Source organism: Acinetobacter sp. Tol 5 (genome assembly GCF_019702905.1).
GTDB classification, from domain to species: Bacteria; Pseudomonadota; Gammaproteobacteria; order Pseudomonadales; family Moraxellaceae; genus Acinetobacter; species Acinetobacter bereziniae.
Map to the genome: position 1 here is coordinate 2,603,638 of NZ_AP024708.1, position 21,704 is coordinate 2,625,341.

Below are 21,704 nucleotides of genomic sequence, written 5' to 3' on the forward strand. Positions count from 1 at the left end.
CAAGCATACCGAAAGGCATTCATTTTTGAATGCCTTTTTTACTTCTCAACCTTCAGTATGCCCTCAAACAACACTATTGACGGTATATTGCACAATATATTCATCGAATGCTGAAAAATCATCCTGATCGTGACTTTATCTCATTTTAAGAGTATGTAACTATAAATTTGAATGATTATTTAGAAACTTGCATTTTTAAATAAGTATGGGCAACACTCCAGTATTTATATAGATTTAAAACTGGCATAAAAAATGCTTAAGACCAGAACAAAGACTGAAAAGGAAGACTTATGAAAAAGACGGTTACTGCGCTTGCGCTTGCAATTGGCATGATTTTGCCCTTTAGTAGCTATGCAAAAAACAATGTCGTTGTTGTTGCAACAGGTGGAACAATCGCTGGAGCAGGTGCAAGCTCGACCAACAGTGCAACCTATACTGCGGCAAAGGTTCCTGTGGATGATTTACTCAATGCTGTTCCACAGATCCAAAACCTTGCCAATGTGACTGGTGTACAAGCTTTGCAGGTCGCTTCTGAAAGTATAACCGACAAAGAGCTGTTAACTATTGCGCGTAAAGTCAATGAATTGGTTAAAAAACCTGATGTGAATGGTGTGGTCATTACACATGGTACAGATACATTAGAAGAAACAGCTTATTTTCTTAGTCTCACAGTTCATACAGATAAGCCGATTGTCGTGGTTGGTTCTATGCGTCCACCTTCAGCACTTTCTGCTGATGGACCTTTGAACCTTTATAGTGCTGTCGCATTGGCTGCTTCAGACACTGCCAAAGGAAAAGGCGTCTTTGTGCTGATGAATGATGATATTTTTGCAGCACGCGATGTCACTAAAGCCATCAATATCCATACTGATGCATTTGCAAGCCAATGGGGTGCTTTAGGCACACTGGTTGAAGGAAAGCCATATTGGTTCAGAAATGTTGCTAAGCGTTTTAACAATAGTTCTGAATTTAATATTGAAAATATTCAAGGTGATACACTCCCACTTGTACAGATCGTTTATGGTTCTGGCAATATGCTTCCAGATGCATATTTGGCTTATGCAAAAGCTGGCGCTAAAGCAATTATTCATGCGGGAACAGGAAATGGTTCTGTTGCGAATTATATTGTGCCGACATTGAATCAACTTCAACAACAAGGCGTACAAATCATTCGTTCGTCACGTGTTCCACAAGGCTTTATCTTGCGTAATGCTGAGCAACCTGATGATAAATACGGTTGGGTTGTAGCACATGATTTAAACCCACAAAAAGCCAAACTTCTAGCAGCATTAGCGCTCACAAAAACCAAAGATCCTAAAGAAATCCAGCGTATGTTCTGGGAATATTAATGCTTTAGGGTAAACACTTGCCACATATTGAACTGTATCGATAATATGTGGCATTTTTTATGATGGTCGTTAAAAATAAATATTGAGCAAAAACCACAACATCATTTTGGTGCAAATAATGAAAATACAGCTGATAACACTCCTCATACTTTCAGGTTGTTGCCTTTCTAGCGCTTCTGCCAATGTCCCTTTTAAAAAAGTATCTGAGTGTGATAGTGATTATTTTAATGGCGATTATTGCGCTAAAGCCAATATCGCAAAATATAAAACAGCACTTAAAAACATGAAGGCTAATTTTGATAAAAAATATATTCTATTAAATACTGGAACTTCTGACTCATTAGAAATGATTGCATTAGATACCCAAACTGGTATTGCCTACCCACTCAATTATCAATTTACGGGCTGGGAAGATAACCAAGGCAATATTAAAAAGAAACCATCCTATACATTTTCCTTAAATGATCCAAAATTATGTTTGATGGGCTCGCAGTTTGATGGTGATCATCCTGGTACGCATGAAACCTATAGCAATATTCGAAACTGTTTTAGCATCAAAAAAGAACGCTCATTTACATCTTTTGATTCTACCTATACCGACAAAGTTCAATATCAATATGATGATAAAAAAAAGACATGGATTCCTTATCCAGATTAATCCGCTCTGCTGAGTAATTTAACACGCGCTATACGTTGCTTTGTCCAATTCATACAATTCGCCAAGATCAAGTATTTCTATTACAAGTTCTTGGGTTTTTTGACTCAATAGCTCCACATTATATGTTCCTAATTAAGCGTTAGTTTTGATTAGTTTGGTTTTTATCATCTTTTTATATTGTCTTTGTTCTTTTTTGATTTTGTTGTCATTTTAAATTGTCAGACAAAATAAATCGGTGATGTCCTGTAAAGCATAGAACTTGTCCTAAACTCCAATTCTGAGCCTATGTTATTCCTCCTAGGATAAAAAATGACAGAATTTTAGTGAAATACAATGAACAAAATACTCCCTAAATTTTCATTTTTGAGCAAGTTTTCCGGAAGGAGTTTACTTTTAGGACAAGCTTTGCTTGATCAAGCTGTTAAATATTCAACTTTGCCATTTTCAGCTGCCGACATCATTCACCCACGAGTGGATGATAAATTTTATTCGTGGACGCATTATGGAATTTTCTTTCCGCTATTGCCTGAACCACATCGCTACTTAAATATTATGATTTTTATTGGTACTCCAGGTGTCTTGGCTTTTGATCATGACGCAATTACCCACGGAGATCCTCGACAATCTGCTACATTCTTTTCCAGTACCGCAGCCGTAGAAGATCATTTACTCAAAGCCTATATGATTCCACAAGAAACGCATATTTCGGATTCAGATCATCTGATAACGTTAGGTGAAGAAGTCTCAATTTCTGGTCAATTGCCTTACATTCATTTGAAAGGACATTATTGTGGATTAGATTTTGAATTTGATTTAAATGTTTCCGATCATGCATCATGGTTTGTAAAATCACCAATTTATGATCATTTTAGTCTGTTAAGTCACTTTAAAGGAAAATTAGAATATCAAGGTGAATATACGCTTACTGAAGGCTTATGTACGTATGAATATGCACGTGCAGTTGGTCCTTATAATCTTTCAAAGACATTACTTGAGGAGCACAATAAAATTCCTTTAACATTCTTTACCTACCAAATCATTAATTTGGATAGTGCAACGCAATTATTGTTGACCAAAGTTGATGTGCTTGGAAAACCTGCTGCGTACACCTTACATATACGACATACTGATCGTCCTGCGGAAGTCTATACACAAGTAGAATTTAAAGTAATCGCACATGACGTTGATGATTATGTTGCACCAGACGGACATAAGATGCGTTTACCACGTTTATTTAGTTGGACAGTTCATAATGATACCCATGAACTTATATTAGATATTACCGCTGAAATTGATAGCCCTTATCGCTATGGGCATGGTCGTGGTTATGCCAGTGCCTATAATTTTGCAGGGCAATATTTAGAAACTGCGGTTGAAGGACGTGGCTATATTGAATATATTGATATGGTCGACCAGAATAGTTTTAATGATTGATCTATTAACTTTATATAACCTGAGTTCGATAAAAATCCTTGATGAAAGATGATACAGTCAAACTGCCTGATTATTCATATAAGTGATTTAGATGATTCATTTATTTTGTACTTTTTGAATCATTGATGTTGTTGCTATCGTGAGGCGACATGGATGTCGCCATGTTGAGCGGGGGTAAAGGATGTACCCCTCGCTCAACGAAAGATTTTTGTCACTTTTCATCTCTGAAAAGTGAGGCATCGCCGACGCAAAAGAATTTAAACTTTAGAAGTAAAGCATGGCAGTGCAAGCTTTAGATCATCAAACAATCTATTGATCGCTTTCATTTTATTGATCAAGAGAAATGAAACGCTATTGATGGTTGTGCTTACGGAGCTCCGCTCCTCATCCTCAAATTGGATGAAAATCCAGCAAATATCTGCATAGATTTATTATTTTTCAATGAGTTGAATATTTAATTGCATCGAACTCACGTTATATATTAAGTCTCAATGCTCAAAACAACAGCAATATTGTCACCATAAAAAAGAGGCTTCTGCCTCTTTTCATTAGATCAAATCATTCAATTTAATTAAGCAGGTTGTGTTAATTCTGTCATTGGCCACCGCGGCGTTGTGGTCACAGCTAATCCATCCTGCTGCCCCGCTTTTAGACGCTGATAACCAGCAAATGCAATCATGGCACCATTATCGGTACATAAAGCAGGTTCAGCATAATAAACTGTTGCTTTAATTTTAGCTAAGTCTAACTCTAAACGTTCTCTTAATCGTTTATTTGCACTTACGCCACCTGCGATCACTAAACTTTTTAGACCCGTTTGTTTTAGTGCTTTTACTGATTTCTTTACTAAAGTATCCACCAAAGCTTCTTGGAATGAAGCTGCAATGTCAGCATGATAGTTTTCAGTATTGGCATGTTCAGTTTCAAGTTTTTTCAGTTGTACTGAAACCGCAGTTTTTAAACCACTAAATGAAAAATCCAAGCCTTGATGCAACATAGGACGCGGAAATTCAAATGCTTCTTTACTGCCTTGTTCAGCTAATTTTGAAATATTTGGTCCGCCGGGATAAGGTAATTTCAACATTTTCGCAACTTTATCAAATGCCTCACCTGCAGCGTCGTCAATCGACTCACCTAGAATTTCATACTGACCTATTCCATGCGCAGCCATCAATTGGGTATGTCCACCTGAGACCAATAAAGCAACAAATGGAAATTTTGGAGGAGTTTCTGATAATAATGGTGCCAACATATGCCCTTCCATATGATGCACACCAATCGCAGATTTATTTAAAGCAAAAGCCAAAGTTCGACCAAACAAAGCGCCTGTCATCAATGCACCCATTAAGCCTGGTCCACGTGTATATGCTACTGCATCAATTTCAGACTTGTTAACACCACTCTGCTCAAGCAATTGATTAATCAAAGGAATTAGCTTTCTTACATGATCTCGTGAGGCTAACTCTGGAACCACACCACCATACTCTGCATGCAATTTAATTTGACTATATAGCACTTGTCCTCTTAAGCCGACTTCACTGTCATAAAGTGCCAAACCTGTTTCATCACACGAAGTTTCTAAGCCAAGAACGATCATTAAATTGCCTTTTACCTATTTCAAAATATTGCCAAAGCTATTATAGACTTGTGATATGAGATGTAAATGAGTAAAATACTGACCTTCACTTGTGATCTAGGGTAATTCGACCCTGATCTTATCCATAACTTAATGAGGATTCTTCATGCCACAAGTTAAATTGAAAGAAGGCGAACCAGTTGACGTAGCTATTCGTCGTTTCAAACGTTCATGCGAAAAAGCGGGTGTTTTAGCTGACGTTCGTAAACGTGAATTCTACGAGAAACCAACTCAAGAACGTAAACGTAAAAAAGCTGCTGCTGTTAAACGCTACCAAAAGAAATTGGCGCGTGAATCAGTACGTACAACTCGCCTTTACTAAGATTAATTTGTGATTGATTGACTCAACCTGGACAACATAATGACGACTTTAAAAAACCAAATAACTGATGTTTTGAAAGCAACAATGCGTGCTAAAGAAATGGATAAGTTAACGGTAATACGTGGTCTACAGGCAGCAATCAAGCAAATCGAAGTCGATGAGCGCATAGAGCTTGACGATAATCAAGTTCTTGCGGTCATTGAAAAGCAAATCAAACAACGTAAAGAATCGGTCAAAGCCTTTGAAGGCGCAGGCCGTGAAGATTTAGCTAGTAAAGAACAAGCCGAAATTGAAGTTTTATCTCAATTTCTACCTGAAGCTATGTCAGAGGACGAGCTTGATTCTCTCATTGCGCAAACAATCGAAGCGCAAGGTGCAACTAGCATGAAAGATATGGGTAAGGTGATGAATTCTCTACGTCCGATCATAGCCGGACGTGCCGATCCTGCACAAGTTTCTGCCAAAATTAAAGCAAAACTTGGCTAAGCCCCAGTCATTAATCTACATTTCTGTTTGATTTGGTCTATTTAATCCATTTATTTTGCAATGAAATAATACACCGTTAAATAGTCCAAACAATCATATCAAAAAGCATTTCAATTCTACATTTAATCTGATAATGACAAATGTCTCTCAAACTACCATCAACTGAATCTTTACAGATTGATATTCAAGATTTTCATTAAAAAACCGTCCTTTTCAGACAACTTTCGTGCCAGTACATTTTCAACATCAGCGTTTAAAAACAAGAAAGTTCCATTTAGAAAATAAGGTATGGATAAATAACTTTGATGCTTAAGTTATATCACCTTTTTGCTTGAATTTTGCATTTCCCCAAAACTAATCGATACAGTATTGAGCTACCCATCAATATTATGAATACCCATAACACCTTAAAACCCATTTTAAGCATTTAAACAAATAATAAATTTTTTGGTTTTACAATGCGATCAAACGTGATTGACAAAAAGCCTTTAACACCTACAAATTTGGTTCATCCAATGCCTATGCAAGGTTTTCAGGAAACTCCTCAACACAGTTAGCGTATCTTGTATTGTAGAAAATAAACCATGTGCATCAGAGGGTTGAATAATTTTTAGAGCATGTTTGATTATTTTCAATTTTAAATTGTATCATATCCATAACTCAATGTTTCCTAGATACCCTCTGATCAAGGCAAAGACTATTTCAAATCACATTGAATATTATATTTATGAAGTAACTGCATTTCAGGAGAAAACATTACTTTATCAATCACATTTTGCTTAGTCATCGACTGAACTGACAAAGGTAAATACTGGCGACTTTCATCAGTTGTTTTATACATATCATTCACATATTTCTGAACAATTGAACAAAATTGTGCTTTTTGTTGTTCATTAAATTGAGTCAATTTAGGGTCTAAACTACGCAAAAAAAACTTCATATCAGCATTATATTGAGCAGAGATACGCTCTACTTCACGAACATATTGTTCTGGCACCGCAGCAGATAAACTATATGTAAATAGTAAAACGCTTAAAAAAATTAGAATTTTCTTCATGTGAATCAAATACTTTATTATACATTCTCAGTCATTTAAGATTAACCTGTTCATAGCAGAATAGAAAGTAAATTTTCTTTAATCTGTTTATTTAAAACAAAGAATACGATTAAATTTTCATTTTTCGTTCGTCTTGCATTACTTTAAGCCTTGTTTCGATTCGCGCGCTCATTGCATTATTTTCTTTAGCAAGACGCTTGGCATGTAAAAGTGATTTAATGGCATTTTCTTCATCACCTGTCCAATACTGAGCTTCCGCTCTATTTCTTAGAACATTTACAGTACGCATCGGATTTTGTTTGTCTAAATTCGCAGCCTGTTGCAACAATTGCCAACCAATAATATCTTTATTGTTTTTACTGACAAATCGATTAACCAATTGTTCGGCTTCTTTCGGCTTATTTTGTCTTAAATACACTTCAGCCAATTTATAGCTTAATGCCCGATTTTCAGGCGTAATGCGCTGTTTTGTGATAATGGTTTGGTAAGCATCATCGATTTTGTTTCTACCCAAATAAATATTGGTTTGAATTAGGCTTACCAAAGTATGATCTGGATTGATTTGTTTAGCTAAATTAAGCTGAGATTGAGCATTGTCATAATCACCTTGGAGTAAATAAAACTCACTTAATGCCAACAAACCGGGAAAATTATTTTTTCGCGCAAAAGCCATTAACTGACGATCATTGGCTTGCCCAGAAACCACCAAAGTATACCATTTGATGATATCAAATTCTTGCTGTGAGCTATGTGTAGTGACTTTTGGAAATTGATTTGCCCTTAACCTCGCCTCACTCATCCGCTCTGTTGTTAGCGGGTGCGTAAGCCAAAAATCAGGTAAAAAACTAAGCTGACTGGTTGCTCGATGCATAATTTCAAAGAAGTCAGCCATACTTTCTGGATCATAACCCGCACCATACATAAATTGCATACCAATACGATCAGCTTCGCGCTCTTGGTTACGGCTATAACTCAGTTGTTTGTCCATGAGTGCAGCTTGTGTACCCATCATCACAGCACCGCCAACATCACCATCTGCCTTGGAAGCCAATGCAGCACCGACAATAATACCTGCGAGTGCCAATAAGCCTTGCCCTTTAAATGCTTCTTGCGAGCGACTGTAATGACGCTGGGTAACATGGGCGATTTCATGCCCCATCACACTGGCTACTTCATCGATATTGTTTGATGCTGTGACCATCCCTGTATTGAGCGCAAATAAACCACCCGGAACAGCAAAAGCATTAATTTGTGAATCCTTGATGAGCACCAAGCCGACAGGTTGTCCAAGTTGGGTCTGGCTTAGGATTCTGGAGAAAACCATCATAAACTGGTCTTCTAACCATGGGTCATGGAGTACAGGCATCTGCTGTTGAACTTGACGATAGACTTTTTCACCAATGGTTTTTTCTTTTTGTTGATCAATAAACCCTACCCCACCACCAATTTCAGGAACATCAAATTGCCCCCCATTTTGATGCTGGGTAAATGTCGCTGCTGAGCTGATTGAAATGGTCAAACATAAACATAAGCTGAGTAAGGTCTTGTTCAATAGATCGGCTCAATAATCTTTGTATTTTCAATATAACATTGAATTTAGAACAAATTTGCAATGAAGTGTTATATTGTTTTAACTTTACTTTACATCTTAATTAAAGTCTTGATTCACCAAATATCTTGGCATATGACCTGCTAACGCATCAATCAAATTTTGATAAGCCAATTCCGCCATTTTTTTACGGGTTTCTGCAGTTGCTGAACCAATATGTGGTAATGTCACCACATTTTCAAGCTGAAATAGTGGTGATTCAGCCAAAGGTTCTTTTTGATAAACATCCAATCCTGCAGCAAAAATCTGTTGATTGGTCAAAGCGTCGATCAGTGCTTGTTCATCAACCACAGATCCCCGAGAAATATTGATAAATATCGCATGCTTCTGCATAAGTTTTAGTTCAGCTGCACCGATTAGCGCTTGAGATTGCTGATTTAAATCCACTGCAGTCACTACAAAATCAGATTGCTCAAGTAAATCTTCAAGACTTTTGTACTGTGCATTGAACTGCTGAGCGACTTCTATTTTCTCACGGCGGTTATGATATAAAATATTCATATTAAAACCGTAAAAACCTCGACGGGCAATGGCGGCACCAATATGACCTAAGCCAATGATCCCTAGAGTCTTACCAAAAATGTCTTGACCAAATTGAGCTGGACTGATGGTACGTTTCCATTCACCTTGCTTGGTCCACTGGTCTAAACTTGGGACCTTTCGTGCTGCGCTCATTAATAATGTGAAAGCTAAATCTGCGGTTGTTTCTGTCAGTACATGAGGGGTATTTGCAAGCCATATTTTCTTTTGATTTAAGTAGGCAAGATCATAATTATCATAACCGACACTGACAGAAGATATAATTTTTAACTGCTCTGCCGTTGCTAAATTTGTTTCGTTCAGTAGACGACCTGCACCAATCATTGCATCAGCATCAACCACCGCAGTACGAATCTGTTGATTAATATCACCTTGTTTCGGATCTAAAACCACCACCTTAAATTGATGATTTAAACGTGACAGAATTTCTGAATCGATTTGGCTAAAAACAACAACTTTTTGTTTCATTTAGATCAAACTCCCTTCCAACACGATCATTCAATAAGTTTTCGATATTTATTTTTGCATCATTTGCCACAATCTACGCTTTAGCAGTGGTTCTTTCAGCATTTCATCTAAACTCGGCAACTCCAAAATATCCTGTTGCCCAAGATGAGTGATTTGCCCAAGACTAATTACCTTACGTTCTACGCTCAATGCATCAATAAAACCTTGAATATAAAGGTTTGCTCCTCGACCATCTTGATACTGTGGCAAGGGAAACGGCCATTTCAATTCATGAGTATGTCCGTTGACTGCACGTTGAATATTGCTCCATAAAGTCAATTGTTCAGCATTCAAGTCAGTTGTTTCAACCAATAATAGGCAATGTTCAATCGCATAGGCTTGAATTTCAAATGCAGACAACTCTAGTGCGGATTCTGTCCCAAAATGGGTATGTTGCTGAATATGTTGTGATGTTGAAACTTCTTCAGTCAGCTGTGTTTCTGGATTACGTTCAAGTAATGTGACTTCGGCAACTTGAGTCTTTTCAGCTGTTATATTCGATGGCTTTTGAGTGCGCTCAGCATCGATTTGCGTAGATAAATTTTTAGGCTCAAACGGTTGATGTATTACAGGATGTGATTGTTCAATATCTCGATATAAAGCACTTTGATAATGGCGTGTTTGTACATCGACCTTATTAATCCACAGGTCTACTCCCATCGTAGCCAAAATGCTACGTTGATGTTCTGATACAATCACATTCATTATAGATTCAATATTTTCCATACAGGCTATATTCTAGCGATGTTTGTTTTTTTTGTCGCAACAATCGACACAAAATAGCGGATAAATTAGACTTCAAGAACAGAAACACTACACGTCCAGCTAAAACACTCAATCACATCCATCCACTACAGTGAAGTGACGAGAATGCCGTATTTTGCTGTCAGGTACATCCCTTGACGGATGATGTCAGTGCCATTGGCGTGATGAACTTTTAGCTCCTGAGTAACAACATCAAATTGAAAAGCATCATAACAATCTTGATGCTGACAAAGCCAATATAAGGTATCTGCAAGATGCTCATCAACAATATAGCTTTCAGCCAAGAAATCTTTAGACATAATCAAATTGAAAGTAGGGAGTTGATCCTATTGTAACGCATATAACATAAATATAATCAATGGAGGAAATCAGAGACAGCGCATCTTTGCACGTGACAAAAAAATGTACGAATTGTTGGTACTATCGTTACACTTATTTTTTAATATCACCATACTGATTCCATAAAATCATCATATGGTGATATTTTGCTAAAGTTTAAAGAAAACTAATGATGAGCACCGCATTTACGACACTCTTTAACCACAATATTATGACCAATTTCATATTCAAAACTGTGGATACACAATAATTTTCTGATTTTTTGCAACATCATCAAACTCCTTTTAGAAATCTCACATCATTTAAAGTTTCATCCTGAAACATCACTGTCTTAGAAAGACATGTGATATGTTTATCATATTTAAAAGTCTATGCGTAATAATTTTTTATTCGCCTTTAGTCGAAGACCATTATTTTTCTGTTTAAATTTTCAAATCATGATAATTTATCTAAATCATTGTTTTATATTGCTTTAAAAAATAAAAAATAGTTTAAAAAAAGATGATTTTTAAGCTTGATTTAATCTGACTTTTATATAGGATGAAATCATAGCTTCTTCTATTTGTCTTTACTTTTAATTTAGAAAGCTTTTGAGAAAATCAAAATTTAAGCCGATCAACAAGACTATAAAGGAATTTTTCATGCAAGGACGTATGATGCAACAACCATTGTTAATCAGCAGTTTGATCGAACATGCTGCACGTTATCATGGTGATACCGCAATAATTTCTAAAAATACCGATGGTACAATCACAAAAACAGATTGGACCCATGTCACTGAAAACGCAAAACGATTTGCCAACGCACTTAAAAATCTTGGGCTTCATTCAGGAGATCGAGTGGCAACAATTGCATGGAACAATCATCGTCATCTAGAATCATGGTACGCAATTTCAGGCAGCGGATTAGTCTGCCATACCATCAACCCTCGACTTTTTCCTGAGCAACTGATTTTTATTATCAATGATGCCCAAGATAAAGTGGTGTTATTTGATAAAACCTTTCTTCCCCTTATAAAAGCTGTTAAAGCACACACGCCAAATGTTGAACACTTTGTTTATCTTGGTGCTTTTGATCAAGATGTAGCGGATGCGCTTCCTGATGCTAAATTTTATGATGTACTCATCGCGGAAAATGCGGGAGATTATGAGTGGCCAAGCTTGGAGGAAAATACTGCAAGTTCATTATGCTATACCTCTGGTACGACAGGTAATCCTAAAGGTGCGTTGTATAGCCATCGTTCAACGATTTTGCATACTTATGCAATCTCGCTACCTGATTCTTTGAATTTATCAGCCAAAGACATTATGTTACCTGTCGTACCAATGTTCCATGTCAATGCTTGGGGAACACCGTATGCAGCAGCAATGGTCGGTTGTACCTTGATTTTGCCGGGTCCTGGTTTAGATGGTGCAAGTTTGGTCCAGATGATAGATGATTATAAAGTGAGCATTGCATTGGGTGTGCCTACCATTTGGCAAGGTTTACTTGCTGCTGCAAAACAATCAGGAAGCACACTAGAAAGCCTTAAACGAAATGTTGTAGGCGGTTCAGCATGTCCTCCTGCCATGATGAAAGCTTTTAGAGATAATTATCAGTGTGAAACAATTCATGCCTGGGGAATGACAGAAATGAGCCCTCTTGGCACTGGCAATCAGCTCAAAGCCAAACACCAAAATCTAAGTGCTGAAGAGCAATTTAAAATCCGCTTGTCTCAAGGTCGCCCACCTTTTGGTGTAGATTTACGGATTACCAATGAGGAAAATGGTACTCATGAAGTTGCTCGTGATGGGCATACGACGGGCAACTTGCAAGTAAAGGGACATTGGATCATTGAATCTTATTATGGAAAATCCGAAAACGCATTGAGTGCAGATGGCTGGTTCGACACAGGAGATATTGCGACAATCAATGAGGATGGCTATCTCATCTTGAGTGACCGCGCCAAAGACTTAATCAAATCTGGAGGTGAATGGATTTCTTCGGTTGAACTTGAAAATATTGCCATGAACCATCCTGAGATTGCGATGGCTGCTGTAATTGCTGCCAATCACCCAAAATGGGATGAGCGTCCAGTAGTGATTGCGATCAAACATCAAGGTGCACAAATCTCAGAGCAAGATTTGCTTGATTATTACTCAGATAAAATCGCCAAATGGCAAATCCCAGACAAAGTGGTATTCGTAGAATCTATTCCATTAACTGGCACGGGTAAAATGTTGAAACGTGATTTACGTGAACAATATGGCGATGTGTTATTAACAGATTAACTCAAACATCATGCCGATTTAAAGCATTAACTCAACTTAAAGCAGCCCATCATCAGATGGGCTGTTTATTTTTATCGAAATTTTGAAAACTTTTTAGATCAATAAAGTTAAATGATTTGAGCGGATTGTACTTGTTTAATGTTCTTTTTTATCTTTTGATTTTCATCAATATCAAAACATAGTAGAAATGTCTCACCAGGAAAGATCACATTTTCATGTAATACTTTTGTGGTTTGTATGATTGCCTCAATATCCACTTTGCCGAAGCCTTTCTGCAGACTAAAACCTAAAATATAGCAAGGTATATGTTTAAGATGTTGCACCTGCTTTTGTACCAGCCAAACCTGTTGAATACCCGTATACTTTCTAAGTTGTTGTAATAAATCTTCTAATGCTTCTTGGGTCAATCCATGAGGCATGAAATGATCTCTGAAGCTCACCTCTTGTCGTTCGCTCATTGCCAACTGTTCAAGTGCGATACGATCAAACATAAGTTGTTGATACTTTTCAGCTTCAGCAGCTATGCCTTGCTCTTGATAAAATTGGTAAAGCATTTCATAAACTGTTACTTGATAAAACTCATTCAATTGAGCTGATCTTTCTAAAATAGCACAACCATTTTGATCTTTGCGCTCCAACAAAAGACGACCATAGATATAATTAGCCAAAGCATTTTCTAGATCTTCCTCGTATAGTTTTTTCATCAAATCAAATGCAATATCTGGTTGATGCAAAACTGTATCAGTAAGTTCTACTTGTGCAAATTTTTCATCCGTAGAGAGCGCTTCACCTTGCTCTAACTTTTCATTCAATTGTTTTAAATATTCTTTTTGTTGTTGAATATGCTGATGGTGTTGTTGCCAAACATCCAAAACGTTATTTTGCCATTGATGATCAAAAGTGGTAGTGATTTTTGCAAGCTGATCTCCCAAAAGTAAATCGGCTGTATGCCCTTTTTCAGCAAATATCAACTGTGCTGTTTGACCAATTGATTCTAAACGATCCATTAAGGATGGATGGGTATCTTCCAAATTGGTTTGTAATTTTAGAGACTGATCCAACCATTTCTTGGTTTTATGCGGTTCAGAAAATTCACTCAACTGATTAACGTATCCAAGATATGGGGAAATTGTGGGTTTGGGCATATTTTCGGCATGCTTAAAGATGGTTGGCCAAAATTCCTCGCTTAAATAACATCCTACTACATTTACCGTAGTTAAGGTCTGTGCCACAGTTTCAGCAGATGTCAATTCCACGGAAATTTTATCAGCTTCATATAGCTAAATATATAAAGTTTGCTACACTATAAAAAACCTTACTGACTGCTGTTATGCCTAAGCCATACTCCAATGATCTTCGATACAAAGCTCTAGACTACTACAAAGAATGCCAGAATAAGTCTAAAACATGTACTGTTTTTAAGATTGCAAGAACGACTTTAGATCTCTGGATTCAGCTCGAACATCTCCAAGGAAATGCGAATAGACCACATCCCGAAAAAGCAGGTCGACCCTATAAAATTAAAGACCTAAAGGCTTTCAAAATCTTTGTTGAAACAACATCATTTTCACAGGCTAAAGATCTGGTGCCATTATTTGAGCAAAGATTTGGTTATTCCGTCAGCTATGCCAATATCTTATTTGCTTTAAAAAAGCTGGGATGGAGTTATAAAAAAAGAGTTTTCTCTACAGACAAGCCTGCAAAATAGGACGAGCAGTATTCCAATGGTTCCTGCCACAATGGAAACAGCAATATGGTGAAGAGTATATTTTATACATTGATGAATCAGGTATAAATACCAATGAGGTTGCTGAATATGGTTGGTCTGAGAAAGGAAAACGTTGTCGTGCATTAAGAACAGGTGGGCATGGAAGTAGACTAAATATAATCAGTGCTGTTCGATCAAGTGCAACGTTTAAATTCATTGCTCCCCTAATTTTTAAGGGCTCATGTGATCGCAATACTTTTACTGGCTGGCTTGAATATTTACTCAAAGATCTAACAAGAGATAAAAATGGTCAGCCTCAAAAATATTTACTAATTTTAGATAATGCTTCTATTCACAAAGGTCGAAAAATTGAGGAATTGGCTCGCCAGTACAATGCTAGGCTGATGTATTTGCCTGCTTATAGTCCAGACCTCAATCCAATTGAAAAAGCTTGGTCTATACTAAAAAGAAAAGTCAGACATATTGTTAGCCAACAACAGAAAACTATTCTTGAGGCTTTAGATATTGGGTTTAATCAAATGTAGCATAGTTTATTTAACTAGCTATATTCATTTGCCCGTGCAACAGGGAAAGAAAAAGAAGCAAAATATGGCACAAACTTTTTAAAGAAGGGTCTAAAAATAATATCTATTCGACTGGCATTTTGCTCTACAAGTTGATAAAGCTGAGCCCAACGAATCCTTTGGCGATAAATCCAATTCGCTGTTTTAGCATGATTTTTAGACAAATGCCCAAACTCATGTGCGAGTACTGAAGTTAATTGCTGCACCGATAAAGATTGCATTAATGGTAAACCAATAATCAAATAATTTTCATACCATCCAAAAATCCCAAGTCGAGGTGTTTGAACGACGGCAGCATTAAAATCATCTGTAATGAGTACATGATGAAATGAAGGTGAATTTAATTTTAGACTTAAGTTATTAATGATTTTAAATAACTCAGGCGCATCTTTTTCTTGAATAGCGATCCCTTGAGGTTTTTCTACACTAATCCAAAGTGATTTCACAATGACATATAGAAATATCGCAACTGGAATAATGATCTTAATGGCAAAAGCCTTTAAGACCAAAATAGATAGACAGGCTAAAATCAATAAAATCACCAAAACCATGACACCAAATGCTATATATAAATTTCCCAGCCATGCCAGTATTTTTACTTTACGGTGATACGCTTTGGGATTTTCTCGTAATTCTTGCTCAAGCCGAGCAATCGTTTCTTGGCTGTACATTGTTATTGTCCATATATTCTTTTCATGATTAGATTCTTTTATATCAATGACCCAATTTTGTTTCAATTGATTTAATCGAAAACTCAGACATTAAATTCTAATACTTACTTGCTCTTGTAATGGCAAATATAAGTAAAAAAATTCAACACTCAAATCTTAACACGATTGAGATACTTCATTTCTCTAGACTTTAATCTCCCCTATAGGCTCTATTTATACAAAAGTTAGATTGGCATGATTGTAGTTTGTTATTTTGAAATATCATCATTATTTTGAATCCTATATACCCAATTCACATCAAGGAGTTTATGTAAACCTAGACATGATCGGAAAAATATGAAATCTTGCATCAGGACTCATATCACCTACACATTTTAAACATAAACTTTTAGCCATCCACAACAAAGCTGCTAATGTTATTTTTTATCATTTCCACTGTTAAAATAGAGAATAAAAACTGCAATGACAGATAAGCCAAACAACTCATCAGAATGCTGTATAATTAAAGGACAAAAAAAAAGAGGTGGGTAAAATGATAATCAGAAAAAGTATCTTTATAGCCGTCTCCACACTCGTTATGACTCAATATACAAATGCACAATCAGAAAAAGCAGCCAATGTTCAACTTTCAAAAATACAGCATGGAAGTAATCAATGGACCTCGCAAGTTGACTGTCAGGATGAACAAGACGCGATAAGAAATTTTCGTCATGCGAGCAGCGCAATCCGATGTTTTGATGAAAAAGGAAATAATACTGAGCAATCTATTGCGTTGGCAATTGCACGCCCATGGGAGGAAAGATACAGCAACAACAAACAAGGTACGTTAGTTACTACTGGTGAACTAAATCAAATCGCTTTGCATTATAATCGACTTGCCGATGAGCTAAATACAAGCAAATTCCACACTTATCCGTTTAGTCTAAGTAATCAATGTACAATTGCATTATACAGACTCAGGGCTTGCGCCTACAAAATCGCGGCTGCAAGAAAAGAAGGTATTGCACGAGAGACAGCCAAACCTACTCCATAAAAACCAGCATCGGCTTATCCTCCTCAATCCATAGTAAAAATACATAAAATAATCATCGCTTTGACACAGTTGATCAATTTATTCCAATAAAAAGCCCAAATATCGGATATTTGGGCTTTTAAAGTTATCAGATTAAATTTCTAAAAAATCCGAGTCCTTTTAAAACAACAGCTAAGATTAAATTAGAAACGCCAGTGGTAGAACAAGTCGATGGCTTTTTCCAATGACTGACTTGCTTCTAAGTACAAACGTTTATTCATTTGATAACGTAAAGTCAATTTATTGACTGGGGTAAATACACCAACACCATAACGAATATATAAGTCAGGTGTAATATAGCCCGTTAAACTCACTTGAGTATCATCACCTGTCCCTTGCGCATCAAAAGATAAACCACTTAGACCAAATGTTCGCCCAATCTGATTGGTAAACGCGCGCGTCCCGCCTAAGCCTAAACTGATCCCTGCTGCGGCAATGGTATTGTTCACATCAGACTTAAATCCTTCAGCATTGCTTAATCCGCTTGAACCTTCATTGATACGACCTGTAATCAACGCATTCATGGCTTCTTGGTCTGACAATCCTGCATCGTTATAAACCTGAATATTTGGACTCGAAGCTGTTCCAGTCACACGTAATCCGACTGTACTTCCCGAAATACTCTTATTGGTATCCACATCTAATGTCGGATTTGACAAAGGTCCGTTAAAACGTGCAATCGCTCGGTTTAGATCCAAACGTTGACCATAAGCTTCCACAGTCACTTTTTGACTGACGCCAATCGCACCATTGGCACGCATTGCTGTTTCCAAACCACGTTGTGAAAGATATAAACGTCCGACTAAAGGAATACGACTGTTAAAACCTTGGAAAATAACCTTATTACCCAAATTTACTGAAACATCTGCACGAATCGACCATGGCTGTGCAGCCTTAAGTAAAGCAAGCTGATTTTGTCCTTCTTTCACAATACGTACATCTGGTGAAACATTGACCACTGTCGCACTTGATTCAGGCATTGAAATAAGTGCCTGAGGGACATCAACCTTGCCTTTCACCGTTAACTTCTTACTTAATGGTAATGCATCAAGCTCCATATCCGTATCAACAATTGCAGTGATTAAAGGTGCTTGGCGAATCAATAATTTATCACCTGTCAAACGCATTTGTACATGTGGATCATTTTTCCAGTCGACACTTCCACTAATTTTACCTACACCACGACCACTGTTGAAAGCTCCATTGATTGTGGCAACATCTTGGCGAATTGAAGTATAAAGCTGAATATTGTTTAAGTTTACTGGCAGTGAAATCATACTGATTTCACCATTTTTCAAACGCATTTCGCCATCAAATAACGGCTTTGTCAGCGTTCCATTGATCTTACCTGCCAATGACAAAGTTCCATCTAATTTACGCACATCCGCAATAAATGGTTTTAATATTTTCAGTTGAACTTCATTAAAAGCAACCTCTCCACGCATCGGTTTAGCATCGACATAAGGGTTGATTACAACGCTTGCATATCCCGTTCCCACATTCGGCGCTTTCAAATCAGTACGCAATAACAAACCATCTTTGATACTTTTCGCAATAATACTTGCTTCATCATAATTCATGGATGTTGACGGATCATTTGGATCTTCTGCTGCAATACCAATTTGCCCATTGCGTGTCACCAATTTGGCATCCAATTTAGGCTGTTGCCCTTGCACCCATGATGCTTTTGCATAACCATTTAGCTTACCTGTAAGCGCTAAACCTTCTGGCATAAATGCAGCGAAGTCATTTAAGTCTAAATTTTTAGTGACAAATGAAACATTACCATGCTTCTGACTCGCACGAACTGGCTGGTCAAAACATAATTGGCTTTGTTGACTTAGCCAACAATGTTGTCCGACATACAGTTCTGATTTAGCTGAACTGAAAATAATAGGTGCATGTTGTTGTTGCAATAAATGTGCACGCACAGAGTCAAATTCACCTTTTTGCACTTGACCCAGCCAATCATTTTGGGCATTAAACCCACCCGCAAATTGCACATAGAACTTTGAATAATAGTTCCATGCTTGTAATTGTAGTAGATGAGCTTTACGTGTTCCTGAAAGTGTAATACCTGCGTGTTGAATCTCACGATTACCACTACGCAAAGTTTCCAATTGCGCAACCATTTTAGAAGGCACAGTTTCTGAAGTCGGTAACTCACCTTTTAAGCTCAATTTCTTGATGCTTAAACTGTCATTGAATCTAAAATCATCCACCGCGAGATTGGCTGTCGCACTTAAGCGAGGCTGTGCCTGTAAGTTTAAATAACCATGTGCTGTACCACGCAACCCTGGGTAAAGTTCATATAATGCAGGGGCATTCAATTTTAATCTTAAATTCTGCGCATTACCTGATGCTTGAACCTGATTGCTTGCATAAGACAAAAATAGATTATTTGCTTCAAACTGTTGAGGCATCAAACCTTTAAGGTCAGAGTTCAGCACGACTGCTAAATTACCGCGCCCTCGCAACGGTTTATTGTTAATCATCCCTGCAATATTCAATTGTTGAATATTAATTTTCTTTAAACGATCTGACCAGTTACCTTGTGTTTTGACATTGCCTGAAACTTCTCCACGAACTGATGAAACAAAGTATTGTGGTTTAAAACGGACTAAAGAAGCATTGATGTCCCAACCAATACCATTGCTGATATGCACCAAACCATTAGCTAAAATTTTTCCTGCAACACCATCATGTTGAAGTTCAGAAATTTTGATCAGCTCAGGTGTTCCTGCAACACGAATTTTGAGTAAACCACTGCCTTGCTTCATTTGCGATGCATTTAAAGCACCATCATAATTCACAGCAAAACCTTTAAATGCGCCTCCAGCTTTAGCATCATTGAAAATAATTGCAGCTGTGCTTTTACCCGTCAATTGAATGGTTTCAGCTTTAGCCTGATCAGCAATACGTCCCGTTAAGTTAATCGCATCCAAATTAATCAACTGTTGGTTTGGTTTCGCATAGCCATTGGCTTTGATTTGCCCATTTAACAAATCTACTGGTGCAGTTGCAACCACGCTCTGTGGATTAAAATCTTTTGCATTCAACAATGCATTCCACTTCAATTGACGTTTTTCAGTCGGTAATTCAACCACAGCATTTCCAGACAAGCTGCCTTTTGTTGCCATATATTCAAAGGCTGGAATATGTAAATCATTGCCTTTTAGGTCGACCTGAGCATTATATTTACCTGCTGGCAAACTACCTTTTTCATGCTGACGTACTACAGTTGCAACATGAATATTCTGTTGCCCCTCTACAAGTGCGACATTGACTTGTCCCTGTTCACTGCTCAACCAACCTACATAAGGCACAGCGCGATCAATGTTACTCCAATTTACACCCAGCAACATCGGTTCAGGTTTTTTGCCCTTTTGTTCTGCTTGATCAAGTTTAACTTTCCACGATTCGTATTTATCAAAGTCCAAATTGGCTGTTAAATGCATACCTTGCTTTAACTCACCAACTGAAGCAATTTTTGCATCCAATGAAACTGGCAGAAAATCCTGAATCGCCTGAGGTATCACTTTATCTTTTGGATTGAGTCGATCTAAACGCCCTTGTATATCCCAATGTACAACATCATGCCAGCCGACTAAACCGGTAAGGTTGACCGCCCCACCCATGAGCTGACCATTTAAGTTATTGATATTGAGCTGATTAACCAAATCAGTATGTGCCAAAGCCGTATATTGACCTTGTGGAATATTTTTACCACTAATATCTGTGTTGAGTTCGAGATTTAGACCTTTTACATCCCCTTGAAATTTAGCTAAACCATTTTTAGATAAAAGTTCTTGGTCTAGCATCAATGGCCAATGATAATCTTTAAATATCAAAGCACCATTCATAGGTACATCATGTTGCATTGGATGAATGACTGCCCACCCCGTCAACAAATCTGGGGTTTTAGTCGCAACACCGGCTTTAATAGTGGCTAATGAACCACGGGCATGGACGTAAATATCTTCAACATTTAAACTTTTTAACGAAGGTAGACGAAGAATAGCTTTGGCATTGAGTGGGTAATCCCCTTGCTTAAAATCCATGTTTCCTGTGGCATCTTTGACCGACAAATAGCCCATGTCCATTTTTGAATTTTCAAACTTCAGAGCAGTACCTGACCACAATGCATTTTCCAAATGAATATCATTGATATCTACTTTTGAGGAACTGGTCTGAAATTGCAAATGATCCACATCTGCTTTGTCTAAACGCAAAACAAATGGCAATTTGATTTCACTGAATTTAAAAGGTTCATCACTTGGCGGACTTTTGCTGATAATTCTTAAATTATTGACATCCGCATGACTCAGATGAATTTCTTTTTCTAAAATTGCGCGCCATCCCAAAGAAATATCTGCACGATCAATTTTAACATCCACAGCAGTCAAGGTAACCAAGACATTTTTAAGAATGATTCCTTGCAGCAAATTCCCACTGTCATATTGATAAGTAATGATTTTTTGACTTGCAGCAACGCGATCTAATAAAAACTTACTGCCTTTATCAGTACTGAACATTACAGCCAAAGCAGCAATTAATAAAATAATGACCAAAAGTAAAGACATCAGAATATTACGTAATAAATTACGCTTCTTCGGGGTCATTTCTTGCTTGGGTTGATCATTTTGCTGTTCATTTTGAACATCTTGATGTTCTTCATCAGCCATAATATTTCCAGT

General features: G+C 37.3%; 18 protein-coding genes. 9 read left to right on the forward strand and 9 right to left on the reverse strand.

What is annotated here, in order from left to right:
- Positions 1-290: 290 nt before the first annotated feature.
- The 3 genes from TOL5_RS12240 (at position 291) to TOL5_RS12250 (ending at position 3,441) form a co-directional block, all read left to right on the forward strand.
- Entirely contained in the window at positions 291-1,349 is a 1,059-nt protein-coding gene (locus TOL5_RS12240; protein WP_005029392.1) for an asparaginase, read from the forward strand.
- Positions 1,350-1,467: 118 nt separating this feature from the next.
- Positions 1,468-2,007 carry a hypothetical protein gene (locus TOL5_RS12245; protein ID WP_151781617.1) on the forward strand — a complete coding sequence of 180 codons (540 nt, stop codon included), beginning with the start codon at positions 1,468-1,470 and terminating at the stop codon, positions 2,005-2,007.
- A 333-nt stretch (positions 2,008-2,340) separates the two neighbouring features.
- Positions 2,341-3,441 carry a DUF6670 family protein gene (locus TOL5_RS12250; RefSeq protein ID WP_100885047.1) on the forward strand — a complete coding sequence of 367 codons (1,101 nt, stop codon included), beginning with the start codon at positions 2,341-2,343 and terminating at the stop codon, positions 3,439-3,441.
- Between the two features lie 571 nt (positions 3,442-4,012).
- Here TOL5_RS12250 and tsaD read toward each other — a convergent pair.
- A complete protein-coding gene (gene tsaD, locus TOL5_RS12255) occupies positions 4,013-5,038 on the reverse strand; it encodes a tRNA (adenosine(37)-N6)-threonylcarbamoyltransferase complex transferase subunit TsaD (protein WP_221260351.1) in 1,026 nt (341 codons plus the stop codon).
- Positions 5,039-5,183: 145 nt separating this feature from the next.
- Here tsaD and rpsU point away from each other — a divergent pair, with 145 nt between their 5' ends.
- Together rpsU and TOL5_RS12265 are read left to right on the forward strand one after the other, a co-directional pair.
- Positions 5,184-5,399, forward strand: a complete 216-nt coding sequence (gene rpsU / locus TOL5_RS12260) for a 30S ribosomal protein S21 (protein ID WP_001136722.1) — start codon at positions 5,184-5,186, stop codon at positions 5,397-5,399.
- A gap of 39 nt (positions 5,400-5,438) precedes the next feature.
- On the forward strand, positions 5,439-5,885 hold the full coding sequence (locus TOL5_RS12265; RefSeq protein ID WP_004831087.1) for a GatB/YqeY domain-containing protein: 447 nt from the start codon (positions 5,439-5,441) through the stop codon (positions 5,883-5,885).
- A gap of 697 nt (positions 5,886-6,582) precedes the next feature.
- On the opposite strand, the gene TOL5_RS12270 is transcribed toward TOL5_RS12265, so the two are convergent.
- The 5 genes from TOL5_RS12270 to TOL5_RS12290 form a co-directional block, all read right to left on the reverse strand.
- Positions 6,583-6,942: a hypothetical protein gene (locus TOL5_RS12270; protein ID WP_199995768.1), complete on the reverse strand. Its 360-nt coding sequence runs from the start codon at positions 6,940-6,942 to the stop codon at positions 6,583-6,585.
- A 109-nt stretch (positions 6,943-7,051) separates the two neighbouring features.
- Positions 7,052-8,494 carry a M48 family metalloprotease gene (locus TOL5_RS12275; protein WP_199995769.1) on the reverse strand — a complete coding sequence of 481 codons (1,443 nt, stop codon included), beginning with the start codon at positions 8,492-8,494 and terminating at the stop codon, positions 7,052-7,054.
- Positions 8,495-8,590: 96 nt separating this feature from the next.
- Positions 8,591-9,559, reverse strand: coding sequence for a 2-hydroxyacid dehydrogenase (locus TOL5_RS12280; RefSeq protein ID WP_199995770.1), 969 nt, complete (start codon positions 9,557-9,559; stop codon positions 8,591-8,593).
- Between the two features lie 48 nt (positions 9,560-9,607).
- On the reverse strand, positions 9,608-10,324 hold the full coding sequence (locus tag TOL5_RS12285; protein ID WP_058971901.1) for a hypothetical protein: 717 nt from the start codon (positions 10,322-10,324) through the stop codon (positions 9,608-9,610).
- A gap of 125 nt (positions 10,325-10,449) precedes the next feature.
- A complete protein-coding gene (locus tag TOL5_RS12290) occupies positions 10,450-10,662 on the reverse strand; it encodes a hypothetical protein (RefSeq protein WP_004831094.1) in 213 nt (70 codons plus the stop codon).
- A gap of 681 nt (positions 10,663-11,343) precedes the next feature.
- Here TOL5_RS12290 and TOL5_RS12295 point away from each other — a divergent pair.
- Positions 11,344-12,972 (forward strand): long-chain-fatty-acid--CoA ligase, encoded by a 1,629-nt coding sequence (locus tag TOL5_RS12295; RefSeq protein ID WP_042085999.1) that lies wholly within the window; start codon positions 11,344-11,346, stop codon positions 12,970-12,972.
- 107 nt (positions 12,973-13,079) lie between these two features.
- Here TOL5_RS12295 and TOL5_RS12300 read toward each other — a convergent pair whose 3' ends face one another.
- A complete protein-coding gene (locus TOL5_RS12300) occupies positions 13,080-14,228 on the reverse strand; it encodes a tetratricopeptide repeat protein (protein WP_228740281.1) in 1,149 nt (382 codons plus the stop codon).
- 74 nt (positions 14,229-14,302) lie between these two features.
- Here TOL5_RS12300 and TOL5_RS12305 point away from each other — a divergent pair, with 74 nt between their 5' ends.
- The gene (locus tag TOL5_RS12305; RefSeq protein WP_005029849.1) at positions 14,303-14,680 is read left to right on the forward strand and encodes an IS630 transposase-related protein; all 378 of its coding nucleotides are present in this window, start codon (positions 14,303-14,305) and stop codon (positions 14,678-14,680) included.
- Positions 14,681-14,703: 23 nt separating this feature from the next.
- Positions 14,704-15,225 (forward strand): IS630 family transposase, encoded by a 522-nt coding sequence (locus TOL5_RS12310; protein WP_227544161.1) that lies wholly within the window; start codon positions 14,704-14,706, stop codon positions 15,223-15,225.
- 14 nt (positions 15,226-15,239) lie between these two features.
- Here the strand turns inward: TOL5_RS12310 and TOL5_RS12315 are convergent, their stop codons facing one another.
- Positions 15,240-15,935: a M48 family metallopeptidase gene (locus tag TOL5_RS12315; RefSeq protein WP_228740282.1), complete on the reverse strand. Its 696-nt coding sequence runs from the start codon at positions 15,933-15,935 to the stop codon at positions 15,240-15,242.
- Between the two features lie 577 nt (positions 15,936-16,512).
- Between TOL5_RS12315 and TOL5_RS12320 the strand changes: the two genes are divergently transcribed.
- A complete protein-coding gene (locus TOL5_RS12320) occupies positions 16,513-16,968 on the forward strand; it encodes a hypothetical protein (RefSeq protein ID WP_227544114.1) in 456 nt (151 codons plus the stop codon).
- A gap of 182 nt (positions 16,969-17,150) precedes the next feature.
- Here TOL5_RS12320 and TOL5_RS12325 read toward each other — a convergent pair whose 3' ends face one another.
- A complete protein-coding gene (locus tag TOL5_RS12325) occupies positions 17,151-21,692 on the reverse strand; it encodes a translocation/assembly module TamB domain-containing protein (RefSeq protein WP_199995772.1) in 4,542 nt (1,513 codons plus the stop codon).
- Positions 21,693-21,704 lie beyond the last annotated feature (12 nt).